This window comes from Rhizobium changzhiense (assembly GCF_013087625.1).
Taxonomy (GTDB): Bacteria; Pseudomonadota; Alphaproteobacteria; order Rhizobiales; family Rhizobiaceae; genus Rhizobium; species Rhizobium sophorae.
Window position 1 is genome coordinate 396,525 of sequence record NZ_JABFCQ010000004.1, and the last position, 13,350, is coordinate 409,874.

The window sequence follows — 13,350 nt, forward strand, 5'->3', positions numbered from 1 at the left end:
GCCCTCAGCGCGAAAGGACCACTGCTTGCAGCAGCGCAGGCAGGGCTTGGTAAACGAAGAATCCCACAGCGAGCGCTCCGGCATTGACCAAGAGGAAGCGTATGCTGTAGGCGCTCGCGCCGAGCGCGACGGCATAGCCGCTTTTCGCCACGGTGTTGGAGATTGCTGCAACGCCAAGAGCGGTCGCTGCAAGCTCAGTGCCGATGCTGTCAAGCATGCCGGCAACGGTGACGGTAATGGCGTCGACATCGGCAATACCCGAGAGCATCGAAACGGTCAACAGGCCTGCATCGCCAAACAAAGCCGCCGATGCTCGCGCCAGAAAGGCCACGGCGACGAGCAGAAGTGCCATTTTCAGCACTGCCGGAAGTTCGAAGGGGTTACGCGAATTGTGGGATATACTTTCAGTGGTATTGCGACGCGCGATCAAAAGGGAAATGCCGCCCATGACGAGAGCGGCGGCAACGAGCGCCGGGCCGATCCGCCACGCGATCGGCGCGGCGATGAGGGCCGAAAACAACGCGACCTTGAGGCAAGAGACTGCATTGGCAGCAAGCGCTCCGGCGACCAACACCTGTGGCGGATGACCGGCGGCGCTGAGCTGGGCATTGTTGATGGCGGTGGCTGTTGAGGAGACCAGGCCGCTGACGGCTCCGGCAAGCAGTTCGCCGCGCGTTTGCCCAAGCGCCTTCACCGCCACATAGCCGATGAAGGAAATGCCGGCGAGCAGAATGACCAGCATCCAGGTTTCAGCCGGCGAGACGCCGCCGAAGGGACCGATGGGCGTTGTGGGAAGGGCCGGCAATACGATGAAGGCCATCGCGAGAAATATGATCGCCGAACGCAGTTCATTCCAGGTCAGCGTTTTCATGAAGCCGTGCAGCACCTCGCGGCTAGCCAATATCACCACCAGCGCTACACCGCCTGCAGCCGCAAGGGTGAGGCTCCCGAGCACAGCCAGCGCCCCAAGCGAAAAAGTGGCCATCCCGGCGATGACGGAGGTAACGCTATAGCTGCCGGATGCCTCCGATTCCCGGTACTGATAGAGCGCGAAGACGGCCGAAAAGGCAATCAGGATGCCGGTAACGACGAGCCCACGGGGCGTCGACGGAGCGGAAACGGCCTGCTCGATGAAGCCGGCAAGCCCCCCCAACATACCGGCAAGCGTGAAAGTGCGCAGCCCAGCAGTGCGTTTTCCTTCCTCCTCATCGCGTTCACGCCAGTGGCGTTCCACGCCGACAATGGCGCCTATGGCTATCGCCAGCCCGAAACGTTCGAAGAGTTCGAGATTCTCCATGCCAGGTCCCTGCATCGAATCCTGAGCAACATTGCCGCCAGTGATGAGACCTGTCCATAGCAGTCTTTCCCCAACGCGAAGACGGTCGAGTGAGATTGACACTACGCGGAACCGGTCCCCGTCGGCATTGGCAGTCAATTCGGCCGAGCTGCTTCTGGACGTATCTTTCATCGTGCCGGCGTCGGCTGCAGCCGCCGACAGGGAACCCGACATCTTCAGCACAGCGTGTGTGAATGCGTTGAAATCTGATTGCTTGCTCTACCGGTCGAGCACCGAGCGGATCTCGACGAGGTTGGAGCGCACCCTCAGAATATAGAAGCCCATGGTGGCAAGATGGCTCGGCATGATCCAGCCGTCCTCGCGACCGTTCGAGATGATCGCGGGCTGGATGCGCAGTGCGGCCTGGAATTGCCGCGTCGTGCTGCCCCAGATCGCGCCGAGATTGCGTTCCTGCACCACCTGCGAGAAATCCGCCTGCGCGGCGGCAAGGATGGCGTAGTAGGCATAGAGCTGGCCATAGGCGAACCAGAATCGGTCGTCGGCGCGTGTATCGAACCAGCCGCGATTGTGGTTTTCCGAGCGCTCCGCGAGCATGTCGGAAGTGCCGCCGAGATCGTTGGCAATGCGGTCGATGAACTGCATCAGATTATCGGCGCGGCCGTCGAAAATGACATTGCAGAGGGCGAGATCGGTGTTGAATTTGCGCAGACTGCCGATCGCCGAGCGATAATAGGAAGGCGTCGGCGTCTTTGGCCCGAAGGGATTTAGCCCGAAATACCAGCTGTTTTCGTCGAACTGCAGATTGCCACGCGCGCTCTGCAGGTCGTTGTTGATGCCCGACGTGCCGCGCACGCGCCCAAGCGTATCGACCAGCTCCGCCGAGGTCCGCCGGACCGCCTGATTGACGCCGCGCTGGAACGACGCCTTGTTGTCGAGGAAAGGCGTGTGATCCCAGTCGATGCCGAAGAAGCCCATCTTGTAGAGCAGCATGGAGGAGATCCACGCATTCTGATTGACATTGAAATCTGTCAGATCGGCCGCGACGTCGACGATCGCCGAGCGCTGGCAGGTCTTGGCAGGCACAGCATTCGTCCCCTCGGCGACCGGCACTTCCTGCCCGGCGGCAACCTTGCGTTCGGAAAGCCGGTACTGGTCGACGAAGGCCGTGTTGAAATTCGACCAGACCTGTGTCTGCCAGAAGAAATAGCCGTAGAGCCCGACGAGCAGCACCACGAACGCGATGACCGGCAGCCGGATCATCCAGCTCCGGCGCTGATACCAGCCGTGCGCGGCAAGAAAGGGCCAGAAGGCCCAGGCGGAAAACAGGCGGGCCCAGCGGCCGATCGTCTGGCCGATCAGCCTGAAAAAACCGGCTATCCGGTCAAGCATCGTCGTCTCCTGTCAGGCGAGGCGAACATCGGGACATTGCCGCCCCGCTGCATCCCACATATGCGCTCGATGGGCCGAGCACAACACGAGCCCTTCGATTTTTCGGAATGAAAGCATTGCGGAAGAGGGGTATTGCCTCGACCGGCGGGTCAGGAGCGCAGGAAAGGCCAGCTGAAACGGAAGGACCTGCGCGCCGTGTCGATCAGAGGCGCTCCCGATGTTTCCGGCGGCGGTTCGGCATAGGTCGGAAACCTTCTGGCGAATTCGAGATCGGCACGGCTCTTGCGCCGCTCCAGATCCTGAGCGACCAGCATGCCCTTCTCGAACAGCCTGATCGGCGGGGCGATATCGGGAAAGAGTTCCGGCTTGATCCTCACCTTCATGCCCGGCCGGTCGGTATCGACCTGCGCCTGGTAGATGATCAGCCGCTCTTCCACGTCGATGAACAGCTTGCGCAACAGCGCATTGCAGGCGGCGATCCGGCCGTTCAGCGAATCGACAAAGGTCTGGAACAGGCCGATGAAACGCTCGCGCCGCTGGCTGTCGTCGCGCATCTCGTGCTCCCCGGCGGAAATCCGCTCGGCCTCCGCTTTCAGCGCCCGCCGCTCCGCCTCCATCTGCTCCCAATGCGCCCTGTTGCCATAGACGCCGATACGGCCTTGCGTGGTCAGCGCCTTGGCATTGAGCTCCTTCATCTTGAGGCGGGCGATATCGATGGAAACGACCAGCCGACGCCTCTGCTCGACGATATCGACAAGGCTGAGTTCGGCCGCCTTGTGCCGGTCGGTGAGCGCGGCGCGCTGGCCGGCGATCAGCCCGGCCAGCGCGTCCGATTTCGTCAAAAGGTCGAGCAGCCGCTCGATGACCGGCGCCTCGCGCACGCGTTCGGTATACATGCGCCACATCCGTTGGCGCGACACCCAGCCGGCCATCTTCTCGCGCAGCGTCAGCCCCCGGAAACTGTCGAGATCGGCTGAAACCTCGGCCGTCAGCCGGTCGAGGCAAAAGACCAGCTCGGCCAGTTGGGCGTCGAGCGCTGCAGCATCGGAGATATGGGCTTGGAAGCGGGCATTCTGCTCGAGGAAGACCTCGTCGGCCGATCGTGTTTCGTCGCCGCCGAAGGCACCGATCGCGGCCACGCAATAGGCTCCCTCGGCCGCAATCCTTTCGGCAAGGCTGCCTGCGGCTTCATACTGGCTGTCGAATGGCGGGGGTTTGCGCACCAAGCCTCTCCAGGGAATCTCCTGACCCCAAGCTAGTCGCTTGCGGCGCCAAAGAAAACAGGCAGCGTCGCCGGCTTCAGACCGGCTCGGCGATCCAGGCACCGTTCATCGCGTCGTCCCAATGCCTGCGGCAGAGCGAGACATATTTCTCGTTGCCGCCGACATCGATCTGCGCGCCTTCGTGCAACACTTCTCCTTTCGCGTCGAGCCGCACAACCATCGTCGCCTTGCGTCCGCAATGGCAGATCGTGCGCACCTCGCGCATTTCGTCGGCGATCGCCAGCAGTTGCTGCGAGGCCGGAAACAGCTTGCCCTGGAAATCGGTTCTTAGCCCGTAGACCATCACAGGGATGCCGAGCCTGTCGACGACGCGAGCCAGCTGCCAGACATGGACAGGCGTCATGAAATGCGCCTCGTCGACGAAGATGCAGGAAATCGGCGCCCCTTCGCCGCTCAGCGTCGCGACCAACCGGAACAGATCCTCATGCGGCTCGAAGGGAATGGCGCTCGCCTCCAAGCCGATCCGCGAGCCGATGACGCCTCGGCCCGCGCGCTCGTCGAAGGCGGCGATCAGCTGCACCGTGCGCATGCCGCGCTCCTGGTAATTGTAGGAGGCCTGCAGCAGCATCGTCGACTTGCCGGCGTTCATCGTCGAGTAGTTGAAATAGAGTTTTGCCATCCGATTTCTCCTTGATCGGTTTATTGAAAGCTCGGAATGGCAAAGAAAAGCCCTGAGGGAGCGATAATCACAGGAATCCGGCTCGAAAACCGCTGAAAGCCCCTAAAACAAAGCATTGCGAAAAAATCCGCGGACGTCGCAATCGCATGGGGCGATACGGCGCAAACGCACGGAGGTCGCTTGTCAAACTCGACTATTGATGGTTGGCTTGGGAACCTAAAGACTGGGAGTCTAAAATGAAAACAACAAGCACGTTCAAACTCGTTACCGCAACTGCCGTCGCCGCCCTCTCCGTTGCGACCGCCGCCTTCGCTGCCGATCCCGACAGCTGCTCCACCGTTCGTTTCTCGGACGTCGGCTGGACGGATATCACCGCCACCACCGCCACCGCATCCGTCGTCCTGAAGAGCATCGGCTATCAGACCGATGTCAAGGTTCTCTCGGTCCCGGTCACCTATACCTCGCTGAAGAACAAGGACATCGATGTCTTCCTCGGCAACTGGATGGAGACGCAGGAGAAGGACATCCGTCCCTATCTCGACGACAAGTCGGTCGAATCCTTCGGCCCGAACCTCGTCGGCGCCAAGTACACGCTCGCAACCAACGCCAAGGGTGCGGAACTCGGCATCAAGGACTTCAAGGATATCGCCGCTCACAAGGACGATCTCGACGGCAAGATCTACGGCATCGAGCCCGGCAATGACGGCAACCGCCTCGTCATGGACATGATCGAGAAGAACGAGTTCGGCCTGAAGGATATGGAAGTCGTCGAATCCTCCGAACAGGGCATGCTCGCCCAGGTCGCCCGCGCCGACAAATCAGGCAAGCCCGTTGTTTTCCTCGGCTGGGAACCCCATCCGATGAACACCAACTTCAAGCTGACCTACCTCACAGGCGGCGACAAGGTCTTCGGCCCGGACTTCGGCGGCGCCAAGGTCTTCACCAACGTGCGTGCCGGTTATCTCGACGAATGCCCGAATGTCGGCATGATGTTGAAGAACTTGAAGTTCTCCCTCGACATGGAGAACCAGATCATGGGCAAGATCCTCAACGACGGCAAGGAGCCGGAAGCTGCGGCTTCCGAATGGCTGAAGGCGAACCCCGCAGCGCTCGAGCCCTGGCTTGCGGGCGTCAAGACCCGCGACGGCAGCGGCGAAGCCCTGGCGGCCGCCAAGACCGGCCTCGGCCTCTGATGATATGAACGGGGCGTCTCGCCGCCCCGTTTCATTTTTGTCCGATTGTTGTTTTTCTGGATAGGCGCCCCCTTGAATTGGATCACCGAATTTAAGATTCCCGTTGGCCCCTGGGCCAAGTCCTTCGTGGATTGGCTGACATCGAACGGCGAATGGTTCTTCAACCAGATCGCCTTCCTGCTGTCGAGCGCCATAGACGGCCTGCTCTTCGTGCTGCAGAAGCCTCATCCGCTGATCGTCATCGCTGCCATCACCGCCATCGCCTTTTGGCTGCGCCGGTCGATCGCGGTCGCCGTCTTCACCTGTCTCGGGCTGCTGCTGATCGTGAACCAGGACTACTGGAAGGAAACGACGGAGACGCTCGCCCTCGTGCTCGCCGCCACCCTCGTCTGTATGGTGATCGGCATTCCGCTCGGCATTGCCGCCGCCCGTCGCCCTTGGGTCTATGCTGCCATGCGCCCGGTGCTCGATCTCATGCAGACCATACCGACATTCGTCTATCTGATCCCGGCGCTCATCCTGTTCGGCCTCGGCATGGTGCCGGGCCTGATCGCGACCGTCATCTTCGCAATCCCCGCACCGATCCGGCTGACGCGCCTCGGCATCATCTCGACGCCGCCGTCCCTCGTCGAAGCCGCCGTCGCTTTCGGCGCGACGCCGTTACAGGTGCTGCGCAAGATCGAGCTTCCCTTCGCCACGCCGCAGATCATGGCGGGTCTTACCCAGACCATCATGCTGTCGCTGTCGATGGTCGTCATCGCCGCCCTTGTCGGCGCTCCCGGGCTTGGCGTGCCCGTCGTCCGTGCGCTGAACACCGTCAATATCGCCAAGGGTTTCGAGGCGGGTTTCTGCATCGTCATCCTGGCAATCATTCTCGACCGGATGTTCCGCACGGCGGGTGAAGGAGGCGCTGCATGACCGCGGTAAGCTTTAATAATGTCAGCATCATCTTCGGCGACCGGCCGGAAACAGCACTTGCCATGGTCGACCAGGGCAAAACGCGCGACGAAATCGGCGCCGCGACCGGGCTGGTGCTAGGCGTCGCCGATGCTTCGCTGACGATCGAGGAAGGCGAGATCCTGGTGTTGATGGGGCTGTCCGGCTCCGGCAAATCGACGTTGCTGCGCGCCGTCAATGGGCTCGCGCCCGTTGTACGCGGGGATGTCGCGGTCTCGGCAGCCACCGGCTCGGTCAATCCCTACAGATGCAACGCCAAAGCCTTGCGCGACCTGCGCACCCACACCGTCTCCATGGTGTTCCAGCAGTTCGCCCTCCTACCCTGGCGCACCGTCGCCGACAATGTCGGCTTCGGCCTCGAGCTCGCGGGCATGCCGGAGACCGAACGCAAGCTCCGCGTCGGCGAGCAGCTTGAACTCGTCAACCTGACGAAATGGGCGGACCGCAAGGTCAACGAACTCTCAGGCGGCATGCAGCAGCGCGTCGGGCTTGCCCGCGCCTTTGCCACCGGCGCCCCGATCCTGCTGATGGACGAGCCTTTTTCGGCCCTCGACCCTTTGATCCGTACTCGCCTGCAGGACGAACTCCTGGAGTTCCAGCGGCGGCTGAAGAAGACCATCCTCTTCGTTAGCCACGATCTCGACGAGGCCTTCCGCATCGGCAATCGCATCGCCATCATGGAGGGCGGCCGTATCATCCAGTGCGGAACGCCGCATGACATCGTCAAGAACCCTGCCGACCAGTATGTCGCGGATTTCGTGCAGAACCTTAATCCGATCAATATGCTGACGGCGGCCGACGTGATGCAGCCCGGCCTCGGCCAGACTGCCGCCGGCATGAGCGTCAGCGCCACGGCACGCGCCGCGACCCCGCTTGTCGATGTCCTCGATGCCCTTGCCCGCCAGCCGGGCAGTATCGGCATCGTTGAGAATGGTGCGATCGTCGGCACCATCTCGGCCCAGGATATAGTCGCCGGCCTCACCCGTCATCGCCGCAAGCAGGACGCTTGATGTTTTCCACGCGCTTTGCCACAAAGCGGATATGAAAGATCAGCCCTCCCCTTTACGCGAAACCGACGACGAAGCCCGCAAGCTCGCCCGCGTGTTGCTGCGCTCCGCCCGCTATGCTGCGATCGCCGTTCTCGACCCCGAGACCGGCTTTCCCTTTGCCAGCCGCGCGCTGGTCGCTACCGACATCGACGGAACGCCCGTGATCCTGGTTTCGAAGCTGTCGGCCCACACCAAAGCGCTCGCCAAGGACCCGCGCGCTTCGCTCCTGACCGGTGAACCCGGCAAGGGCGACCCCCTCGCCTATCCCCGTTTGACGACCCAATGCCTGGCAGAACCCGTCGAGCGTGGTAATGCAATCCATGAGCGTATCCGCACGCGTTTTCTCGACCGCCACAGCAAGGCGGCGCTTTATATCGACTTTCCCGATTTCCTGTTCTTCCGTCTCAAGCCCGAGCAGGCCAGCCTCAATGGCGGATTCGGCCGCGCCTACCAGCTCGATGGGAACGATCTCATAATCCAGTCGGCCGCGAATGAGGAGATTGCCGCCGGGGCAACAGAAGCAGTGCGAGATTTAGTAGAACGCCATCCCGATATCGCCGACGCCCTCGCTATCAGGCTAAAGGCGCCAGAGTCGGGTCCTTGGCGCATTTGTGGTATCGATTCCTCAGGTTTCGAGATGATTTCCGGCGACTTCCTTCTGCGATACGAGTTCGAAACCCTCGCTGTGGATGCCGATCACATTTGTTCAAACATGTCTAAAGTAGCATACTCGATACCTTAAATTTAGGTATATACAATCTTCGAGCCTAGTTGATAGCTTTTGGTGTCAGTCAAAATCCCGGCTGGCGCTGTGCGTCAACCCGCTTGACGTACGTTTCGCATTAGGAAGATAACATATGGAAACCTCTGATTTGGCCGATCACACGAATGTGGCGGCAGCTTTATTGTCGGCCATGGCCAACCCGAAAAGATTGCTGATCCTGTGCAGCCTCGTGAAGGGCGAAGTGGCCGTCGGCGTGCTTGCGACGCAGGTCGGGCTCAGCCAGTCGGCTCTTTCTCAGCACCTGTCGAAGCTGCGCGCCCAAAAGCTGGTCAAGACCCGTCGGGACGCACAAACCATCTATTATTCGAGCACCTCCGAGCCGGTCATGAAGATCCTGGCAACGCTCGAAGACATCTACCTCGTGCAGAACCGGAACAGATCCGCCGCTTAATGATAGCGCTGACATGAATGTCGGCCGATGCCGTGCTACAAGGGAATGTTCCCGGAGGCTTGGCAACGCTATTTCAGCACGTGAACCTTATGGCACGACCGGCAAATTTGCGATTTGCCGGTGGTGTTTTTGGAATGGCATAGTCTCTCTGCTCCCTTCGCCGGAAGGAATTGCAGCATGACCGCGCCGAAGCGGTCGCCCCGTGAGCGAGCCAAGCAGCTTGCTCCTCCCCCTCAGGAGGCCTTTCGGGACTTTTCCCGTTGACGCCTTGGGAAGCCCTGATAATTTGACCGGGCAGTAAAAATATGGGCGTGAAGCCCCGGGGAAAGGGCCGTCGGCGCCCAGGAGAACAGCATGTCCAATCGCCTCAATGCACCGAACGATCTTCGCGCCTTCTGGATGCCGTTTACGGCAAATCGCCAGTTCAAGAAGGAGCCGCGTTTGTTCGTCGGCGCCAAGGACATGTACTATACGACCCATGACGGCCGTCAGGTGCTGGACGGCACGGCTGGCCTCTGGTGCGTCAATGCCGGCCACTGCCGCCCGAAGATCACCGAGGCGATCCGCGAGCAGGCCGGCGAACTCGACTACGCACCGGCCTTCCAGCTCGGCCACCCCAAGGCCTTCGAACTGGCAAACCGCCTGGTCGACATCGCCCCCGAAGGCCTGAACCACGTTCTCTACACCAATTCCGGTTCCGAATCCGTCGAGACGGCGCTCAAGGTGGCGCTCGCCTATCACCGGGTGAAGGGCAATGGATCACGGTTCCGCCTGATCGGCCGCGAGCGTGGCTATCACGGCGTCAATTTCGGCGGCATCTCCGTCGGCGGCATCGTCACCAACCGCAAGATGTTCGGCACGCTGCTGACCGGCGTCGATCACATGCCGCACACCCACCAGCCCGGCAGGAACAACTTCACCCGCGGCGAGCCTGAGCATGGCGGCGACATCGCTACCGAACTCGAGCGCATCGTCACCCTGCATGACGCCTCCACCGTCGCCGCCGTCATCGTCGAGCCGGTGGCAGGCTCCACCGGCGTCCTGATCCCGCCGAAGGGCTACCTGCAGAAGCTGCGCGAGATCTGCACCAAACACGGCATCCTTCTGATCTTCGACGAGGTCATCACCGGCTTCGGCCGCCTCGGCGCCCCGTTTGCCGCGCAATACTACGACGTCAAGCCCGACATGATCACCGCCGCCAAGGGACTGACCAACGGCGTCATTCCGATGGGCGCCGTCTTCGTCACCTCCGAGATTCATGATGCCTTCATGAACGGCCCGGAGCACATGATCGAGTTCTTCCACGGCTACACCTATTCCGGCAACCCGATCGCTTCTGCCGCAGCACTCGCCACGCTCGACACCTACAAGGAAGAGGGCCTGCTGACCCGCGCCGCCGAGCTTTCCGAATACTGGGCCGACGCGCTACATTCGCTGAAGGATTGCCCCAATGTCATCGACATCAGGAACACCGGCCTGATTGGCGCAATCGAACTCGACCCGATCGCCGGCGAGCCCACCAAGCGCGCCTTCACCGCTTTCCTGAAAGCCTATGAAAGCGGCCTGCTGATCCGCACCACCGGCGATATCATCGCACTCTCCCCGCCGCTGATCATCGAGAAGCACCATATCGACGAGCTCTTCGGCAAGCTGCGGACCATCCTGCAGAACAACGTTTGAGAAAGCACTGAAGACTTCCGGCATCACGGCCTGCGGCGGATCTCCTGCATAATTCCTAAAATCGGATTCGCTTTAAGGATAAATTATGCAGCCATTCAAAGTGTTACAGCGACGTTTGCGCGTCTGATAGACGCGCGGCGCTGTAAACCCATGCAGGCCCTTTTGTTGGGAAGACCGATAGGCCTTAGGTCACGGCGGCGACGGAAAGGCAGAGGGCGAATTTCTTCAGCAGCCGGCGATCGAATTGCCCTTCGTTGCCGAGCATCCATTTCAGTGCTTGGCTCGCACTCCATGGCGCCTTGTACGGCCGCACGGAGGTCATGGCGTCATAGACGTCGCAAATCGCAGCAAGACGCGCATGGAAGCTGACCTGTGCTTCGGAAAGCCTGCGGGGATAGCCCTTGCCGTCGATACGCTCATGGTGGTTGAGGCAGACGTCGAGAACGATCTCCGGCATCCCTTCCTGGCGTGAGAGAATTACGTGCCCCTTTTCCGGATGATCGCGGATCATCTTGATCTCGTCCTGGTCTAGGCGCCCTTCCTTGTTGAGTATCTCGAGCGGAATTTCGAGCTTGCCGACGTCGTGCAGCAATCCTGCAGTGCCGAGTATCTGCACGGTCGTCTCGTCAAGTCCGAGATGACGGCCGAAAAGGATCATCAGCGCGCTCACCGAAAGGGAATGCAGAAACGTCACTTCGTCCTTGGATTTCAGACGCGTAACGCTCAGAAAGACAGTGGGGTTGTCATCCATCGACTTGGAGACCGAGGAAATCACCGGCGCCACCTGATCGAAGCTGATCCCATCGCCATGTTGGAGCCGGCCGAAAACGCTTTCCAGGACCTGCACGGATTTCTGGATGGTCTCGCGTGCTGCCTTGGTGTCGATCTCGATATTGCCGCCTGGCAGACCGTCAATGTCGAGACCTCTGCTGGTGTTGATGATAACACCTTCAATGCCGCTCTTGCGAAGCTTCAGGACATCGACTTCACGGCGCAGCAGAAATCTTCGCTTGGATAGAAGAGGGTCCTGCCATGCACCCTCGATCGCCTCCACAAACATTCCGTTGCGCACCTGTCTGGCTTCGATACGCTTGAGCATCCAGATCTCTGTTCCTGAAATATTTCTCTGTTTATTATCGACCGTTCTTTTGCATCGCAGCAATATATGCACGAACGATGATTCTACTCTAATTGGTAGAATCAAGTGTTAATCTCGAAACGGAATTCGACTATTCAGAAAGGCGAAGAGTTTCGCGAAATTCGGCAAGTTCATCGGCACCGCGCAGGTGCTGGGACAGTACCCCCGGAGATCTGCAGACGGCGCCAAGATGGACGATTTTGGATTACTTCGTGCCGGATCGGCTCGATTTTCGTTTCATTTTGTTATCAACTTGCGGAATCTCACCAAAATTCCTAGAAATCTTGCCGTTGCGCCCATTCGAGCCAAATATGGCCGGAGGGCGCATCGATCGCGCCGATATCGATCGTCCTTGGCACGGCCTGGGGGCCGTTGAACGATCCGGAAAAGCCGGCGCGACGCTTCATCGCGGGTCGAATGACCCCATCCAAGGAGACAGACAATGACCCTCAAGACATTGACGGCGACCCTCGTCGCGTCACTCGCCTTTGCGCCGCTTGCCTATGCCGATATCACCATCGGCCTGATCGCGCCGCTGACCGGCCCCGTCGCCGCCTATGGCGACCAGGTGAAGAACGGTGCGCAGACCGCCGTCGACGAAATCAACAAGAAGGGCGGAATTCTCGGCGAGAAGGTCGTCCTCGAACTGGCCGACGATGCCGGCGAACCGAAACAGGGCGTTTCCGCCGCCAACAAGGTCGTCGGCGACGGCATCCGCTTCGTCGTAGGCCCGGTGACATCGGGCGTCGCCATTCCCGTTTCGGACGTGCTTGCTGAAAACGGCGTGCTGATGGTCACCCCGACTGCGACGGCCCCCGACCTGACCAAGCGCGGCCTCACCAACGTGCTGCGCACCTGCGGCCGCGACGACCAGCAGGCCGAAGTCGCCGCCAAATATGTGCTGAAGAATTTCAAGGACAAGCGCGTCGCCATCGTCAATGACAAGGGCGCCTATGGCAAAGGCCTCGCCGACGCCTTCAAGGCGACGCTGAACGCCGGCGGCATCACCGAAGTCGTCAATGACGCGATCACGCCTGGTGACAAGGATTTCAGCGCGCTCACCACCCGCATCAAGTCCGAGAAGGTCGACGTCGTCTATTTCGGCGGCTACCACCCGGAAGGCGGCCTGCTCGCCCGCCAGCTGCATGACCTCGCCGCCAACGCGACGATCATCGGCGGCGACGGCCTCTCCAACACCGAATTCTGGGCAATCGGCACCGATGCGGCAGGAGGCACGATCTTCACCAACGCCTCGGATGCTACGAAGAGCCCGGATTCCAAAGCCGCAGCCGACGCCCTCGCCGCCAAGAACATCCCGGCCGAAGCCTTCACGCTGAACGCCTATGCCGCCGTCGAAGTGCTGAAAGCCGGCATCGAGAAGGCCGGCAGCGCCGAGGATGCGGAAGCCGTCGCGACCGCGTTGAAGGACGGCAAGGAGATCCCGACCGCCATCGGCAAGGTCACCTACGGCGAGACCGGCGACCTGACCTCGCAGAGCTTCTCGCTCTACAAATGGGAAGCCGGCAAGATCGTCGCCGCCGAGTAGGCCATCGCTGACCGCACCGACCGG

12 protein-coding genes are annotated in these 13,350 nt (G+C 60.8%); 7 read left to right on the forward strand and 5 right to left on the reverse strand.

What is annotated here, in order from left to right; all coding sequences use genetic code 11:
- Positions 1-4: 4 nt before the first annotated feature.
- From G9X68_RS22120 to G9X68_RS22135, 4 genes are all read right to left on the reverse strand, one after another.
- A complete protein-coding gene (locus G9X68_RS22120) occupies positions 5-1,297 on the reverse strand; it encodes an MgtC/SapB family protein (protein WP_171604236.1) in 1,293 nt (430 codons plus the stop codon).
- A 258-nt stretch (positions 1,298-1,555) separates the two neighbouring features.
- Entirely contained in the window at positions 1,556-2,686 is a 1,131-nt protein-coding gene (locus G9X68_RS22125) for a DUF2333 family protein (RefSeq protein WP_171604237.1), read from the reverse strand.
- Between the two features lie 149 nt (positions 2,687-2,835).
- Entirely contained in the window at positions 2,836-3,909 is a 1,074-nt protein-coding gene (locus G9X68_RS22130) for a hypothetical protein (RefSeq protein WP_171604238.1), read from the reverse strand.
- A gap of 76 nt (positions 3,910-3,985) precedes the next feature.
- Positions 3,986-4,588: a thymidine kinase gene (locus tag G9X68_RS22135; protein ID WP_171604239.1), complete on the reverse strand. Its 603-nt coding sequence runs from the start codon at positions 4,586-4,588 to the stop codon at positions 3,986-3,988.
- A gap of 236 nt (positions 4,589-4,824) precedes the next feature.
- On the opposite strand from G9X68_RS22135, the gene G9X68_RS22140 reads away from it, so the two are divergent.
- The 6 genes from G9X68_RS22140 to aptA all read left to right on the forward strand — a co-directional run bounded on the left by G9X68_RS22140 (position 4,825) and on the right by aptA (position 10,642).
- Positions 4,825-5,781, forward strand: a complete 957-nt coding sequence (locus G9X68_RS22140) for a choline ABC transporter substrate-binding protein (protein WP_171604240.1) — start codon at positions 4,825-4,827, stop codon at positions 5,779-5,781.
- A gap of 72 nt (positions 5,782-5,853) precedes the next feature.
- Entirely contained in the window at positions 5,854-6,699 is an 846-nt protein-coding gene (gene choW / locus G9X68_RS22145; RefSeq protein WP_171604241.1) for a choline ABC transporter permease subunit, read from the forward strand.
- Positions 6,696-7,748, forward strand: coding sequence for a choline ABC transporter ATP-binding protein (gene choV, locus G9X68_RS22150; protein ID WP_171604242.1), 1,053 nt, complete (start codon positions 6,696-6,698; stop codon positions 7,746-7,748). The genes choW and choV overlap by 4 nt, the downstream gene beginning before the upstream one ends.
- Before the next feature lie 31 nt (positions 7,749-7,779).
- Positions 7,780-8,529 carry a HugZ family pyridoxamine 5'-phosphate oxidase gene (locus tag G9X68_RS22155; protein WP_171604243.1) on the forward strand — a complete coding sequence of 250 codons (750 nt, stop codon included), beginning with the start codon at positions 7,780-7,782 and terminating at the stop codon, positions 8,527-8,529.
- A gap of 115 nt (positions 8,530-8,644) precedes the next feature.
- On the forward strand, positions 8,645-8,962 hold the full coding sequence (locus G9X68_RS22160) for an ArsR/SmtB family transcription factor (RefSeq protein ID WP_003561417.1): 318 nt from the start codon (positions 8,645-8,647) through the stop codon (positions 8,960-8,962).
- Positions 8,963-9,316: 354 nt separating this feature from the next.
- Positions 9,317-10,642: an omega-aminotransferase AptA gene (aptA, locus tag G9X68_RS22165; RefSeq protein WP_171604244.1), complete on the forward strand. Its 1,326-nt coding sequence runs from the start codon at positions 9,317-9,319 to the stop codon at positions 10,640-10,642.
- Positions 10,643-10,826: 184 nt separating this feature from the next.
- On the opposite strand, the gene G9X68_RS22170 is transcribed toward aptA, so the two are convergent.
- Positions 10,827-11,741 (reverse strand): HD-GYP domain-containing protein, encoded by a 915-nt coding sequence (locus G9X68_RS22170; RefSeq protein ID WP_171604245.1) that lies wholly within the window; start codon positions 11,739-11,741, stop codon positions 10,827-10,829.
- Between the two features lie 481 nt (positions 11,742-12,222).
- On the opposite strand from G9X68_RS22170, the gene G9X68_RS22175 reads away from it, so the two are divergent.
- Positions 12,223-13,326 carry a branched-chain amino acid ABC transporter substrate-binding protein gene (locus G9X68_RS22175; RefSeq protein ID WP_130695171.1) on the forward strand — a complete coding sequence of 368 codons (1,104 nt, stop codon included), beginning with the start codon at positions 12,223-12,225 and terminating at the stop codon, positions 13,324-13,326.
- Positions 13,327-13,350 lie beyond the last annotated feature (24 nt).